The 13,786-nt window shown below is 67.1% G+C and carries 11 protein-coding genes and 2 pseudogenes; 5 read left to right on the forward strand and 8 right to left on the reverse strand.

All coding sequences use genetic code 11. The features are described 5' to 3' along the window. From ACCC94_RS21410 to ACCC94_RS21425, 4 genes and pseudogenes are all read right to left on the reverse strand, one after another. Positions 1–474 (reverse strand): annotated as a pseudogene (locus ACCC94_RS21410) (4-alpha-glucanotransferase); the annotation flags it as partial. After that, positions 471–2,249, reverse strand: coding sequence for a malto-oligosyltrehalose trehalohydrolase (treZ, locus tag ACCC94_RS21415; RefSeq protein ID WP_413351545.1), 1,779 nt, complete (start codon positions 2,247–2,249; stop codon positions 471–473). The gene treZ and the pseudogene ACCC94_RS21410, both read right to left, overlap by 4 nt. Beyond that, a complete protein-coding gene (gene glgA, locus ACCC94_RS21420) occupies positions 2,246–3,778 on the reverse strand; it encodes a glycogen synthase GlgA (RefSeq protein ID WP_413351547.1) in 1,533 nt (510 codons plus the stop codon). Before glgA ends, treZ begins: the two co-directional genes overlap by 4 nt. Before the next feature lie 446 nt (positions 3,779–4,224). Continuing rightward, positions 4,225–4,413 carry a DUF2934 domain-containing protein gene (locus tag ACCC94_RS21425; protein WP_017517885.1) on the reverse strand — a complete coding sequence of 63 codons (189 nt, stop codon included), beginning with the start codon at positions 4,411–4,413 and terminating at the stop codon, positions 4,225–4,227. Between the two features lie 119 nt (positions 4,414–4,532). Between ACCC94_RS21425 and ACCC94_RS21430 the strand changes: the two are divergent. Further along, positions 4,533–5,625, forward strand: a pseudogene (locus tag ACCC94_RS21430) (DUF3182 family protein). Continuing rightward, positions 5,612–6,394 carry an alpha/beta hydrolase family protein gene (locus tag ACCC94_RS21435; RefSeq protein WP_413351548.1) on the forward strand — a complete coding sequence of 261 codons (783 nt, stop codon included), beginning with the start codon at positions 5,612–5,614 and terminating at the stop codon, positions 6,392–6,394. The pseudogene ACCC94_RS21430 and the gene ACCC94_RS21435 overlap by 14 nt, the downstream one beginning before the upstream one ends. A gap of 722 nt (positions 6,395–7,116) precedes the next feature. Here the strand turns inward: ACCC94_RS21435 and ACCC94_RS21440 are convergent. Continuing rightward, positions 7,117–7,632: a DUF4142 domain-containing protein gene (locus ACCC94_RS21440; protein ID WP_413351549.1), complete on the reverse strand. Its 516-nt coding sequence runs from the start codon at positions 7,630–7,632 to the stop codon at positions 7,117–7,119. Positions 7,633–7,844: 212 nt separating this feature from the next. Between ACCC94_RS21440 and ACCC94_RS21445 the strand changes: the two genes are divergently transcribed. Next, positions 7,845–9,794 carry a PAS domain S-box protein gene (locus ACCC94_RS21445; protein WP_413351550.1) on the forward strand — a complete coding sequence of 650 codons (1,950 nt, stop codon included), beginning with the start codon at positions 7,845–7,847 and terminating at the stop codon, positions 9,792–9,794. A 67-nt stretch (positions 9,795–9,861) separates the two neighbouring features. Further along, positions 9,862–9,996, forward strand: coding sequence for a hypothetical protein (locus ACCC94_RS21450; RefSeq protein WP_413351551.1), 135 nt, complete (start codon positions 9,862–9,864; stop codon positions 9,994–9,996). Positions 9,997–10,311: 315 nt separating this feature from the next. On the opposite strand, the gene ACCC94_RS21455 is transcribed toward ACCC94_RS21450, so the two are convergent. Together ACCC94_RS21455 and ACCC94_RS21460 are read right to left on the reverse strand one after the other, a co-directional pair. Next, on the reverse strand, positions 10,312–10,923 hold the full coding sequence (locus ACCC94_RS21455) for a Yip1 family protein (RefSeq protein WP_413351552.1): 612 nt from the start codon (positions 10,921–10,923) through the stop codon (positions 10,312–10,314). Between the two features lie 38 nt (positions 10,924–10,961). Further along, positions 10,962–11,306 carry a hypothetical protein gene (locus ACCC94_RS21460; protein ID WP_413351553.1) on the reverse strand — a complete coding sequence of 115 codons (345 nt, stop codon included), beginning with the start codon at positions 11,304–11,306 and terminating at the stop codon, positions 10,962–10,964. A gap of 294 nt (positions 11,307–11,600) precedes the next feature. Here ACCC94_RS21460 and ACCC94_RS21465 point away from each other — a divergent pair, with 294 nt between their 5' ends. Continuing rightward, positions 11,601–11,819, forward strand: coding sequence for a PLD nuclease N-terminal domain-containing protein (locus ACCC94_RS21465; RefSeq protein WP_413351554.1), 219 nt, complete (start codon positions 11,601–11,603; stop codon positions 11,817–11,819). Between the two features lie 93 nt (positions 11,820–11,912). Here ACCC94_RS21465 and ACCC94_RS21470 read toward each other — a convergent pair whose 3' ends face one another. Further along, positions 11,913–13,484: a diguanylate cyclase gene (locus ACCC94_RS21470; RefSeq protein ID WP_413351555.1), complete on the reverse strand. Its 1,572-nt coding sequence runs from the start codon at positions 13,482–13,484 to the stop codon at positions 11,913–11,915. Positions 13,485–13,786 lie beyond the last annotated feature (302 nt).

Genomic DNA, 13,786 nt, shown 5'->3' on the forward strand with positions numbered 1-13,786 from the left:
CAGTGAATACAGCTGCGCGGCGAGACCCCAGACCCGCTCCCGGCCGCCGCAGTACTGCGCCACCGACGGGCAGCGCGGCGGCGCGACGGCGACGATGATCTCGTGCTCGCCCAGGTGCAGCGAGTAGTAGCCGCTGCGCGCGACGGCGGGAATCTGCCGGTGCTCGTCCACATGGCCTTCGCTGTGGCCGCTGTCGTCCTCGTTGAACAGCTTGTAGCGGGTGCCGGTCGCGGCAGGCACGTCGATGGGTCGGTCGCGGTCTGCGGTGATCAGCGCCGGCAGCTGCGCGCGGCGTTGCTCCAGCAGTTCCAGGCTCTGGCTGATCTGCTCGGGACTCTGGGCGGCGAAGCCGAGGGCCTCGAGCACGTTGCGCTGGACCTCGCTGGTCAGCCGCTGTGGGCGGTTGTCGGCGTCAATCCAGTCGATGGACAGCCCGGCGGCGCTGGCGAGACGTTCCAGTTGCGGATCGCTCATCGGGACGCCTCCAGACTGGGCTGCAGGCTTGGCTCAAGGGACAGCACCAGCGCGGCGCCGGCGAGCCAGCCGTGGCGATAGTGCGCGGCGCTCTGGCCCAGGCAGAACAGCAACTGCGCGCTTTCCCCCGGCGGTTCGATGGCGACTTCTTCCGTGCCCAGGTTCAGGTCGATGAGCCACAGGCTGCCGTCGGCCAGGCGCCAGCGCGCGCTGAGCGCGCGTTCGCCCAGGGGCTGTGCGTCGAGCGCGCGGCTGCCGGGTAACTGCGGGATCAGCCAGCGGTGGCGCAACTCCAGTAGTTGCCGGTAATGCTCGCGCCAGTCCGGGTCGCCCTGATCCGGGCGCGGGCGCGAGGCAACGAAGGTCTGGTAGTCGTTGGGATCGGGAATCCAGGCGGCGGCGCCCGGCTCGGAGAAGCGCGCGAAGCGCTTGAATTCCTCGCGCCGACCCACCGTGACGGCCCGCGCCAGGTCGCCCTGGTAATCGGTGAAGAACAGGAAAGGTTGCCGCTCGCCCCATTCCTCGCCCATGAACAGCATCGGCACCATGGGCGTGAGCATCACCAGCGCGCTTGCTGCGCGCAGGCGGTCGGTTTGCGTCAGCGTGCTCAGGCGCTCGCCCAGGGCGCGGTTGCCGACCTGGTCGTGGTTCTGCAGGAAGGCCACGAAGGCCTGCGGGCTCAGCGCGCCGCTGGGTTCGCCGCGCTCGACGCCGCGGTAATCGGCCTGGCCCTGGAACACCAGGCCCTCGCGTAGGCAGCGACAGAGCTTGTCGATGGTCTGCTGGGCGTAGTCGACGTAATACGCTTCGTCCTCTCCGGTGAGCAGCACGTGCAGGCAGTGGTGCAGGTCGTCGTTCCACTGGGCGTCGAAGCCCTGTCCGCCAGGGCCCTGCAGCAGGTGCGCCTGGTTGTTCTCGTTTTCCAGTACCAGGTGCAGCTCGCGGCCTTCGGCGGCCTGCCGGGCGCGGCTGGCCAGTTCGAGGAGGAAGTCCTCGTCGCCGATGGCGTGCACCGCGTCGATCCGCAGGCCATCGACGCGGTATTCGCGTACCCACATCTCGGCGTTGCCGATGAAGAATTCACGCACCGCCGGCTGGCTGAAATCGATGGCCGGCCCCCAGGGTGTCTGCTGGTCCTGGTGGAAGAAGGAGCTGGCAAAGCGGCTGAGGTAATTGCCCTGCGGACCGAAGTGGTTGTAGACCACGTCGATGAACACCATCAGGCCCAGGCCATGGGCGGCGTCGATCAACTGCCGCAGGCTGTCCGGATCGCCGTAGGCGCCCGCCGGCGCATAGGGCAGCACGCCGTCGTAGCCCCAGTTGCGCCGGCCGGGAAAGGCGTTGAGCGGCATCAGCTCGATGGCGGTGACGCCCAGCGCTGCCAGTTCGGCCAGGCGACCCTGCAAGGCGGAGAAGCCATCGAACAGGCCGACGTGGACTTCATAGATCACCGCTTCGTGCCACGGCCGGCCGCGCCATTGCGGATGCTGCCAGCGGAACAGCGCCGGGTCGACCACCAGGCTCTCGCCCTCGACGCCGCCGGCCTGGGCGCGGGAGGCCGGGTCGGCGACGCTCAGATCGTGGTCGATGCGGTAGCGATACGTCTGCCCGACTATGGCCGGCACCTCGGCGCCGAACCAGCCGTCGGCGCCGCTTTCCAGCTCGTGGCGCTGGCCGCCGCCCAGTTCCACTTCGACACGCTGCGCGTCAGGCGCCCACAGCGAAAACCTCACCCTGCCGCCGGGCAGGACCTGCGCACCGTGCCGCGCGGTCATCGCACGGCCTGCGCGGGCACGCGTTGCAGCAGGCGCTGGTAGAGCGATGTGTAGGGCCGCACGGCGTCCTCCCACAGCAGCGGGGACTCCATGGCCTTGCAGCGCATGGCGTTGAGCAGCTCGGGGTAGCGGTAGATGTTCAGCGCGCGGCGCACGGCATCGAAGTAGCTGGCCGGGGTCTCGTCGCGGAACAGCAGGCCGGTGACGCCATCGATGATGGTGTCGGCCAGCCCGCCGGTATGCCGGGCGATGGGCAGCGAGCCGAAGCGCTGGGCATACATCTGGCTGAGGCCGCAGGGTTCGTAGCGCGAGGGCATCAGGAGGAAGTCGCTGGCCGCATAGATACGCCGTGCGGTGGTCTCGTCGAACCCGACCTGCACCCCGACGCGGCCCGGATAACGCTCGGCGAGGTCGCGCATGGCCTGTTCCAGCTCCGGTTCGCCGCAGCCGATGGAGACCAGGCGTCCGCCGGCTGCCACCATCTCGTCGGCGATCGCCAGGGTCAGGTCGATGCCTTTCTGCTGCACCAGGCGCGAGACCACCGCGAACAGCGGGCCGCGGCCCGGCAACAGGCCGAACTGCTTCTCGATGTACTCGGCGTTGCGGCGCTTGCCGGCGAGACGGGTGGCATCGAAGCCTTCGATCAGGTGCGGATCGTTCAGCGGGTCCCAGGTGGCGTCGATGCCGTGGGTGATGCCGCTGAGCTGGCCACGGTCGCGACGCTGGGCGAGTACGCCATGCATGCCGCAGCCGAACTCCTCGCCGGTGATCTCGCGGGCGTAGGTTTCGCTCACGGTGGTGATGTGGCTGGCGTGGCTGATGCCGGCCTTGAGGAACGACAGCTTGCCGTAGAACTCCATGCTGCCCGGCAGGCTGGCGGCCTCGGGCAGGCCCAGCTCGGCGCAGCAGCCCAGCGGGCAGGAACCCTGGTAGCCGAGGTTGTGGATGGTCAGCACGCTGGGGGTGATCTGCCCGCGCCATGCCATGTAGGCCGGCGCCAGGGCGGTGGGCCAGTCGTTGACGTGGAGCAGGTCCGGGCTCCAGCCCAGTTCGCTCATGCCGGCGGCGATGTCGGCCGCGGCCAGGCTCAGGCGGGCGAAGCGGATGTGGTTGTCCGCCCACTCCTGGCCGTGCTGGTCGACGTAGGGCGTGCCGGGACGGTCGTAGAGTTCGGGACAGATCACCGCGTAGACGATCAGGCCGTCGGCCAGCTTCAGCTCGCCGATATCGCAGGCCGGCAGGGCGGCAAGGCCCGGCAGGCGGCCGACCACGCGGCACGCGACGGCGCCCTTGAGCACCTGTGGGTAGCCGGGAATCAGCACGCGGATGTCGTGCTCGGCGAGCAGCGCGCGGGGCAGGGCGGCGGACACATCGCCCAGGCCCCCGGCCTTGACGAAGTCACTGAATTCGGAGGTAGCGAAGAGGATTCGTTTGCGTCGCTGGGGCGGCGCGCCATCGGCCGGGGTGGGGATCGCAGTGAGATTGACTGTGGCTTCTTCCAGGCGCACATCGGCCAGCTGGTTGCGCATTGCTCGTTCCTCTCTTGTCAGCGGGGCGTCTTGTCAGCGGGGCCGGCGTTTCCTGCCGGGCCCGTGGGTATCTCCGTGGTGGTGAAGGTGTCCTTCGGCGGACGGGGCGGCGAAGGACGAAGTTTCGAATTTCCGCCGTCGGGTCAACGCGGCGGAGCACGCTCCGGCTTTCGCCCAAACGGGAGCGGGGCGACGGCGCGTGGGTCGAACGGCGTCCGTGGATTCAGCATGGTGGCTGCCCTCGTAGTGGGTGGTTGCGGCAAGAACGGAAGGCGACGCCTGACGGAAATGCCCAAGCGTCAGGTAAGGAAGTAAGCAGGGTCCGTACCAGACTTTGGATGGGTGATAAGTAGTTGAAATAGAAGAGAATCGGATGGAATAAATGGCGATGTGCAACCAGCAAAGTGCACGATGTGCCGCTTCGCCGGTTGCAATATGCCTTGCCGTTACGCTTCGCGGCGCGGGTTGTCCTTGCCCTTGTAATCCAGGTCCTGGGCGCGCTCCACGGGCAGGGGCTGGTCGAGACTCTGCTCGGCGAGTTTCCAGTGGCGTTCGGCCTGGCCGCTGGGTTTGCCTTCGGCGACCCACAGGTCGTGGGCCTTCTGGCGTATCTGTGCTTCGCGGTCCTGGTCCATGTTTCCTCCGACGGCTTGGGTTGCGGATACAGGGTTTCGCACCGGCAGTTCGTCATGTGCGTAGAACCGATGACTGTTCCGTCAGTCGAGTGTTCATACAGCCTGACCGAGGGAAACCGATGAACGATGCCGACCGCTCACGCCTGGTCGTGACCTGCTCGCTGGACCCCGACGCGCAGCCCGCCGACCGCCAGACCCATGCAGCGCTGGCCGCCTGGCTGGCGCAGATCCAGGGCCTGGATTTCAGCCCGCAACCGCCCGCCGAGCGTCCCGCCGGCCAGCCGCTTTACTGGGTGCCGGACGTCACGGTGGTGGGACGCCAGCAGGCCGCCGAACTGGGCATCCACGGCCCGCTGGAGCTGTTCGGCGGTTTCGTGGAGCGCGACTTCCAGGCCGGCAAGGCCATCGTCCACCCGCTGTTCGAGCGGCCGACCCTGACCCCGCGCGGCTGGAGCGAAGCCTTCGCTACGCGGGTCAGGCCGCTGGTGCTCGATGGTCACAGCGTGTTCTGCCACAACGACGCCGTGCGCTGCAGGCGGGCCGCAACGCCTGAAGCCGGCGTCCAGCCGGGGCGGGCAGGGCCAGCAGGTCGTCGAGGACATCGACCAGTTGGCCGACGCGCTGTCCCGCTACGAGGAGGGCGACTACCTCGAAGGGCTGGTGATCGAGGATGACCTGCGCGAAGCCCAGACCCACAGCGTGGGGCAGGTGATGATCAACGGCGTGCTGCTCAGCTACCACGGCGTGCAGCAGCACAACCGCAACCCGCGCGGCGAGCTGGTGTACGGCGGCAGCGACCTGCTGGTGGTGCGTGGCGACTTCGACTGCCTGCTGGCGCTGGACCTGGTCGCCTCGGTGCAGCAGGCGATCCGCCTGGCCGTGCAGTTCGACCGGGCGGCGCACCAGTTGCTGCCGGGGTTCTATGCCTCGCGGCGCAATTACGACGTGGTGCAGGGCGTGGACGTCCAGGGCCGGGAGCGCACCGGCGTGCTGGAACAGTCCTGGCGCATCGGCGGGGCCAGTGGCGCGGAGCTCGCGGCGCTGGAAGCCTTTGTCGCCGATCCCTCGCGGTGCGTGGTGCGCGCCTCGACTTTCGAGATCTTCGAGGACAAGCCGCTGCCGGATAACACCCGCGTGCTCTATCGCGGCCCGGACGCCAACGGCGATTTCCTCATGAAATACGCGATGGTGGAGCCTTATGTTTTCCAATGACGAGCGCTATTCGGCCATTTCCACTGACGAGCAGGTGGACATCGATGTCGGCAGCCTGCGATTGCAGGGCAATTTCCTCAGCCCGCGCACCCATGTGCCGGGCGTGCTCTTCGTCCATGGCTGGGGCGGCAGCCAGGAGCGCGACCTCAAGCGCGCCCGCGGCATCGCCGGGCTGGGCTGCGTGTGCCTGACTTTCGACCTCGCCGGCCATGGCGCGGGCGAGGCGTTGCAGGCGTCGATTACCCGCGAGGACAACCTGCGCGACCTGCTGGCGGCCTACGACCGCCTGGTAGCGCACCCGCGCATCGACCCCGACGCAGTTGCCGTGGTAGGCACCAGCTACGGTGGCTATCTGGCCGCGATCCTCACCGAGTTGCGCGCAGTGCGCTGGCTTGGCCTGCGCGTGCCGGCGATCTACCGCGACGAGGATTGGGAGGTTCCCAAGCGCGACCTGCCGCGTGAGGACCTGATGGAGTACCGCTCCAGCCACATCCCCGCCGCCAGCAACCGGGCGCTGAAAGCGTGCAGCGGCTTCAAGGGCGACGTGCTGCTGGTGGAGTCGGAGTACGACGACTTCATTCCCCATGCGACCATCATGAGTTACCGCGCCGCGTTCCAGCGCACCCACTCGCTGACGCACCGCATCATCGACCAGGCCGACCATGCGCTGAGCAGCGAGCGTTCCCAGGAGGCCTACACGGACATCCTGGTGCGCTGGATCACCGAGATGGTGGTGGGCGAGCGGTCGAGCCGGTTGGTGGTGGGATAAGCGCCTATCCACTGAGCCTCTTGATCTGGCGCTTTCGTAGGAGCGGACCTTGTCCGCGAAGGGTGGGCGTGGCACGCCCTGTCACGATTTCGCGGATAAGATCCGCTCCTACGAGAGCCCTGCTCCAGGGGGGACCCTGTAGGAGCGAGCTTGCTCGCGAACCCGGTCTTCCTGCTGCGTTGGTGCGGCTGGTAACGCCTGTTCGCGAGCAAGCTCGCTCCTACGAAACGCCGTGCCGTTGCGATGTATCGGTGCGGAACCGGGAACGCCCGCGCTTTCGTAGCAGCGGACCTTGTCCGCGAAGGGTGGGCGTGGCACACCCGGTCAGGATTTCGCGGATAAGATCCGCTCCTACGAGAGCCTCTACTCCAGGGGGACCCTGTAGGAGCGAGCTTGCTCGCGAATCCAGTCTTCCGGATACGTTGGTGCGACCGGCGACGCCTGTTCGCGAGCAAGCTCGCTCCTACGAAACGCCGTGCCGTTGCGGCGTATCGGCGTGGAGCCGGGAACGCCCGCGCTTTCGTAGGAGCGGACCTTGTCCGCGAAGGGTGGGCGTGGCACGCCCTGTCACGATTTCGCGGAAGATCCGCTCCTACGAGAGCCCTGCTCCAGGGGGCACCCTGCAGGAGCGAGCTTGCTCGCGAACCCGGTTTTCCGGCTGCGTTGGTTCGGCCGGTAAAGCCTGTTCGCGAGCAAGCTCGCTCCTACGAAAGGCCGTGCAATTACTTCGACGGATGCGCCTTCACCAGCTCCTTGGCCATCTCCAGGTGCTGTTGCAGCACCGGCAGGGTTTTCTGGGCGAAGGCCTTGATCTCGGTGTCGGACGAGTTGTTCGCCGCATCGGTGAACAGCTTCACCGCATCCTCGTGGGCGCTGACCTGGTTATTCGCATACGCCGCGTCGAAGGATTCGTCGCGCACGTCGAGTACCTTGGCCTTGGCCTGGTTCATCACGCTGGGCGAGTCGGAGAGCTCGAGCTTCTGCTTCTGGGCGATTGCCTTGAGCTCGGTGTTGGCCTTGGTGTGGTCGTCGATGATGTGCTGGGCGAAGGTCTTCACGTCAGTGGACTGGCTCTTCTTCAGCGCGAGCTTGGCGGCGTCGATTTCCGCGATGCCGGCGGCCGAGGCCTCGGTGGCGAAGTTCTGTGCCTGGGCGTGCGGGTCATCGGCCAGCAACGGGCCGGCGAACAGCAGGGCGGCGCAGACCATGGCGCCGCGGAAAATGGCGGTTCCTTTCATGACGGATCCATTCATGACGATTCTCCCGATCAGGTGATGGCGCCTCGGTTGGAGGCATTGGCTGTGACTTCTGTGTTGACGGGAGGGCGCCACAGGGGTTCAGAGTTTTCCACCTACTGGTTGCGGGCCAGGGGCTACGCCGTCGGGCGGCATCTCCGGTAGGATTCGCAAGCCTATGCTTTGCTGCAATGAGCCGAGGGAGCGCAGACTTCATGCCTGATACCATCGCCAGTACCGCCCAGCTCGTCGAGGATGCCCGCTACCGCCTGCTGGTCGAAGCGGTCACCGACTACGCCATCTACATGCTCGACCCCGAAGGCCGGGTCAGCAGCTGGAGCTCCGGCGCGCAGCGCCTGAAGGGTTACGCTGCGGACGAGATCCTCGGCCAGCACTTCTCGCGTTTCTATACCCCTGCCGACCGCGAAGCCGGTCTGCCCGAACTGGCACTGGGCGAAGCGGCGCGCGTCGGTCGCTACGAAAGCGAAGGCTGGCGCCTGCACCGGGACGGCACCTCGTTCTGGGCGCACGTGGTGATCGATGCCATCCGCGACAGCTCGGGCGAGCTGCTCGGCTTCGCCAAGATCACCCGCGACCGCACCGAACAGCACGAGACGGAGCAGGCCCTGCGGCGCAGCGAGCAGCACTTCCGCCTGCTGGTCAACGGCGTCACCGACTACGCACTGTACATGCTCGACCCCAGCGGCAACGTCACCAGCTGGAACCCGGGAGCGGCGCGGATCAAGGGCTATCACCCGGAAGAAATCATCGGCCGCCGCTTCGATTGCTTCTATTGCGACGAGGACCGCCAGGGCGGCATTCCCGAGGCGAGCCTGAGCACCGCGCTGGCCGAGGGCCGCTACGAGGAAGAGCGCCTGCAGATGCGCAAGGACGGCTCGCGCTTCTGGGCCAACATCGTCATCGACCCGGTGTACGACGATGCCGGCGAGCTCATGGGGTTCGCCAAGATCACCCGCGACATCACCGACAAGCGCCGCGCCCAGGAGGAGCTGGAGCACGCCCGCGACGAGCTGATCCAGTCGCAGAAGATGGAGTCCCTTGGCCAGCTCACCGGTGGCGTCGCCCATGATTTCAACAACCTGCTGACGGTGATTCTCGGCGGCCTGCAGGTGCTCCAGAGGCACCTGCCCAAGGACAACGACAAGGTCCAGACCATCTGGAAGAACGCCCTGGAAGCGACGCGGCGGGGCGCGCAGTTGACCCAGCGGATGCTGGCGTTCGCGCGCAAGCAGCGGCTGTTCCCGCAGCCCCTGCACCTGCCGGCGCTGCTGCAGGACATGAGCGAGCTGCTGGTCAGTTCGCTGGGCCCGACCATCAGCCTGGAGACCCGTTTCCCGCTGCAGCTGGACTGCGTGATGAGCGACCAGAACCAGCTGGAACTGGCGATCATCAACCTCGCCACCAACGCCCGCGATGCCATGCCTGACGGCGGCAGCATCACCTTCTCGGCGCGTAACGCGGTGGTCGGTCCGCGCCAGAGTGGCAAGCTCGCCCCAGGGGAGTATGTATGCCTGGCGGTGACCGATTCGGGGCAGGGGATGAGCGAGGAGACGCTGCGCCGCGCGGCGGAGCCGTTCTTCACCACCAAGCCCACCGGCAAGGGGACGGGGCTGGGGTTGTCCATCGTCCACGGGCTGGCCCAGCAACAGGGCGGCGCGCTGCTGCTGCGCAGCACGCCGGGGATGGGCACCACGGCGGAAATCTGGCTGCCGGCGGTGAAGGTGAAGGCGGAACCGGAAGAGGCGGAGGCGGCCCCGGCCGAGGAGGCCCTTTGCGAGATCAACGAACCGCTGGGGCTGCACGTCCTGGTGGTGGACGACGATGCGCTGGTGCTCGCGGGCACCAGCGCGCTGCTCTCGGACCTCGGCTGCCCGGTGACCCGCGCCGGGTCGGCGCGTGCGGCGCTGCAACTGCTGGAGCAGGCGAGCTTCGACCTGGTCATCACCGACTTCGCCATGCCGGACATGGACGGCATGCTGCTGATCCAGAAGGTGCGCCAGTCCCATCCGGGAATGACCTGCGTGCTCACCACCGGTTATGCCGGTCGGCTGGACACCCTGGCCGAGTCGGTGCTGCGTCTGCCGAAGCCCTTCGATCGCGACCAGTTGCTGGCGCTGTTGCTGCAGGTGAAGCACGCCCGGTAGAAAAAACCGAACCTCCGGTGATGGCGCGCGCCCAACGAGGGCGCCCATCATTCGCGGAGGATTCACCATGACCATCCACGCCCAACGCCCCGAGCCGCAGGAAGCGCCGCCCAGCCGGGAAAGCCAGGTCCCCGAGGAGTTTCCCGAAGAAGTACCGATGCAGCAGCCACCGGAGGAACCGGTGCCACGACCGGAGCAGTGAACAGAGGCGATTCGTCCGTTTGTACCGGATCAGACTTTCGGGCGAACAACCCGGAATGGGTTACCCGCCGATTCCCGCGAAGATCGGCGTGAGGCGGGGCAGCCCTCTCCCTGACCCTGACTGCGCGCCCCGCTCCGAAGGGAGAGGGGACCCTTGGGTGCAGGGTGAAGCCGAAGTATCAGCCGGCACGGACAGCTCCCTCTCCCTTCAGGGAGAGGGCGGGGGAGAGGAAGTTCCCGGCACGGACTTTCAGCGAAACACAGTTGCTCCTACCTTCCCGGGGGCAATGGCGCTCCTGCGTGCACGCGGCAGCGGCTATTCCTGCAGATACTCGCCCGACCCGCTCATCGCCTGGCCCCACAGCTCCAGGAAGCCGAAGGCGGTGGTGAGCAGCACGAGAAAGCCGAACGCCAGGATGCAGCCGGCGTAGAACGCTGCGCTGCGCTGGGTCATGCGCATGTAGATGGGCAGCCCGACGAACAGCAGCCAGCAGGAATAGGCCGTGGCGATGCCAGCCGCGATGATCAGCAGCCAGCGTGACGGCAGCAGGGCGGCGACGCCCGCGAGCATCAGCGGCAGGGCCACCGCGGTGGAGAAACTCATGCTGTAGTTCACGCCCGGGCGGTGCTCGGTGCGGAACAGTACCCAGCGCACCAGGTAGGCGATCATCACGATGCCCGCCACCAGTCCCACGTAGCACCAGAACGCCAGCAGGGCGGCGCTGCTCGCAGTGAGATACTGGGTTTCCTCGTTGCCCGGCAGGCGCCAGCCCACCTGGGTGGTGCCGATGAACAGGCACACCGCCGGAATCAGCGGCATCAGCAACCAGAACGGCAGGTAGGCGGCGGGATGCTGGTCGATGTTATCGCGCAACTCGTGCCAGGCCTTTTCCGGTTTGGTGAAGAAGTGGGTCAGGGGAAAGGTCATCATGGCCTCCTCGTCTTGACGGGTTCGGCGTACCGGCCTCAGCGCCGGGTACGAAAGCCTTCAGCGGTTTCGGTCTCGATCAGCGAGCCGGGGTCCTCGTTGCCCGGGTCGTTGATGCCGCTCCCCGGACTTGCGGGCTCATTGATCGCCGGGTCCAGGCTGCCCTGGGGCATCAGTCCTTCGCCGCGGTCGCGGCGGTCGAGCAATGGCAGCAGCTCATCGTGGAATTGCTGTTGCTGCTCCTCGGAAAGGGCGGCGAAGCCGTGGTTGAGGATGTAGCGGGCGAGGATTTCCTGGCGGCTGTCGGTTTCCAGCGCGCCCTCATCGAGCAGGCGGCGAAGCCCTTCGGACAGTTCGACATCCTGATGATCGTTCCAGCCCATCGTTCGTCACCTCCGGATCGGTTGAGCGTTAGTGGCTCGGCATGAGCCCGACTCGGCGACAGATTCCGCATCGCCTATGTGGATGACCGGTGCGAGGCTGCGCCTGTTCGGTGGGTGGGACGAACGGTCCCCTGGTACCGCGCCTTGCGCTGGCACAAGCAGCGCGGATTTGACGACTTGTCCAGGTCCGCTGCGCTGGGGTGTTTGCTCGTCGAACGGAATGAACCTTGCTGTGCCTTTGCGGCCAGCACCAGGACAAGGGCAAGAATCGCCTGCGACCCAAAGGAGACCGCCATGTCCACGTTCGCGCTCGCTTCCTGGTTCTGGATCGTCATCGCGATCCTCATCGTGCTGCTGGACCTGTGGGCCATCCTCAGCATCTTCCGCAGCGACAAGGACGTGAATGCGAAGGCCCTGTGGTCCTTGCTGATCGTCATCTTCCCGGTGGTCGGGCTGGCCATCTGGGGCATTGCCGGGCCTCGGGGCGTGGCCCAGGAACCGCCGGTGGACTAGTCCGCTAATCCCCCTTCGCAGGACCTGTCGCATTCCGGCACGGCCGGCTCGCCCTCTATCGAGCCCGGATAACGGCGTCGCGATTGATGCGGCCTAGCTTTCGTCGCTGCTGACCACGCGGTTGCGGCCGGCCTGCTTGGCGCTGTAGAGGCGCTTGTCGGCCAGCTTGAGCACCGCATCCGGCGTCTGTGCCAGCGGCCCCAGCTCGGCGACGCCGACCGACAGGGTGACCAGGCCCACCTCGGGAATCTGGGTGATCTCCACGCTTTGGCGGATACGCTCGGCGATGCCGGTGGCGGTTTCCAGGGAGGTCTGCGGCAGCAGCAGGACGAACTCCTCGCCACCGGCGCGGCAGGCCAGGTCGCCGGTGCGGGAGGAGTCGCGCAGCACCGCCGCGACCCGGCGCAGGGCCTCGTCGCCGGCATCGTGGCCCCAGGTGTCGTTGACCCGCTTGAAGTGGTCGATGTCCACCGCCAGCACCGAGTAGCTGACGCCGGACTGCTGCAGCGCTTCCAGCGCTACGCCCAGCGCGCGGCGGTTGGCCAGCCCGGTGAGGGCATCGCTCTGCGCCTCCTGGCTGAGCTGGCCGAGCTTCTGCTGCATCAGCCCGACACCGGTCAGCAGCGCCTTGCGGATCGCCGCTGCCTCGCGATACCAGGTGTTGATGTCCTGCAGCTCGCGGGGTGTTTCCGGGTTCGACAACTGCTCCGCGCTCAGCGCCAGTTGGCGCAGCGGACGGGTGATCAGCAGGGTGCCGGCCCAGATCGCCAATACGCCGATCAGGCTCGCCGGGATCAGGCCGAGGAACATGTCCTTCATCAGCAGGTGCAGCGGCGACAGGCTGAGGTCTCGCGGCTGCTGGGCGACCACCGCCCAGTTGGCCTCGGGCACCGGGGCGAAACCCGCCAGCATGGGGACGCCCTTGTAGTTGGTCACCTCCAGGGAGCCGCTCTCACCCTGCAGGGCGGCTTCTATCGTCATGCTGTGCTTCACGATCTCGCCGACCCGCTGGCGGTTCGGATGGTGCAGCAATCGGCGGTTGGCGTCGGCGACGAAGGCAAAGGTGCCTTCCTGCTGGAAGTGGCTGCCGATGATGCTGTGCAGCACGCTGGGCTTGAGGATGTACACCGAGCCGGCGACCAGTCCCAGGTATTCGCCGCTCGGGGTGGTAATCGGCTGCGAGATGAGCACCACCAGGTTACCGGCGATGGATTCGTAGGCCTGGCTGATCTTCGGCTGCTTCAGGCGCAGCGCTTCCTGCACGGCTTCGGAACGCAGCGTGGTGCCGACGATCTGCAGCGAGTCGGGGTAGGCCTGCAGCACCTTGCCGTTGGCGTCGACGATGATGATCGAGTTGAAGTAATTGTCCTGGGCCTTCAGGCGCATCGCCTCGGCGTGCAATACCGGCGCCTCGTTGAAATGGTTGGCGAGTATTCCCGAGCTGTACGCGAGATTGCGCCGCGCGGAGCCGAGGAATTCGCTGATGCTCGAGGCCACCTTTGCGGCATAGGCGCGGTTGGCTTCCAGGGTCGAGTGGATCAATGCGCTGCGCTGCACGTTATAGGCCACCACCAGGCTGTTGCCCAGGGTGGCCAGCGCGGCGAGCAGCACGAAGACGAGTATCAGCACGCGCAGGGTCAGCGGCTTGCGGCTCCAGCGTTTCATGGGCTGGCCTGCCGGGGGTTGCTTGCTCGGAATGTCGGGGTCTGGTCCATGTAAGCGCCGGCGCTGGTAAAGGTCGTGCAGCCTACCCGCCAAACCTCGACGGGGCGAGATTGAGGATAGGCAGGGTTGCGGCGGACGTCACATCGGCGGGGGAAGCCAATGCATCGTCTGCCCCTGGATGAGTATCGCCCTGGCGAAGAGGGGGCGTGGGGGGGGGGGGGGGGGGGGGGGCCAGCGGCGAACGCCCGCCGGAGGAGGGCGGGGGGGGGGAGGGAGCGCGGGGCAAAGACAACAAACAACCC

It is taken from the genome of Pseudomonas sp. Pseusp97, from assembly GCF_047304025.1.
GTDB lineage: Bacteria > Pseudomonadota > Gammaproteobacteria > Pseudomonadales > Pseudomonadaceae > Pseudomonas.

Coding starts and splice junctions, on each gene's coding strand:
- treZ (WP_413351545.1), bottom strand. CDS start 2,249: ATGACCGCGCGGCACGGTGCGCAGGTCCTGCCCGGCGGCAGGGTGAGG.
- glgA (WP_413351547.1), bottom strand. CDS start 3,778: ATGCGCAACCAGCTGGCCGATGTGCGCCTGGAAGAAGCCACAGTCAAT.
- ACCC94_RS21425 (WP_017517885.1), bottom strand. CDS start 4,413: ATGGACCAGGACCGCGAAGCACAGATACGCCAGAAGGCCCACGACCTG.
- ACCC94_RS21435 (WP_413351548.1), top strand. CDS start 5,612: ATGTTTTCCAATGACGAGCGCTATTCGGCCATTTCCACTGACGAGCAG.
- ACCC94_RS21440 (WP_413351549.1), bottom strand. CDS start 7,632: ATGAAAGGAACCGCCATTTTCCGCGGCGCCATGGTCTGCGCCGCCCTG.
- ACCC94_RS21445 (WP_413351550.1), top strand. CDS start 7,845: ATGCCTGATACCATCGCCAGTACCGCCCAGCTCGTCGAGGATGCCCGC.
- ACCC94_RS21450 (WP_413351551.1), top strand. CDS start 9,862: ATGACCATCCACGCCCAACGCCCCGAGCCGCAGGAAGCGCCGCCCAGC.
- ACCC94_RS21455 (WP_413351552.1), bottom strand. CDS start 10,923: ATGACCTTTCCCCTGACCCACTTCTTCACCAAACCGGAAAAGGCCTGG.
- ACCC94_RS21460 (WP_413351553.1), bottom strand. CDS start 11,306: ATGGGCTGGAACGATCATCAGGATGTCGAACTGTCCGAAGGGCTTCGC.
- ACCC94_RS21465 (WP_413351554.1), top strand. CDS start 11,601: ATGTCCACGTTCGCGCTCGCTTCCTGGTTCTGGATCGTCATCGCGATC.
- ACCC94_RS21470 (WP_413351555.1), bottom strand. CDS start 13,484: ATGAAACGCTGGAGCCGCAAGCCGCTGACCCTGCGCGTGCTGATACTC.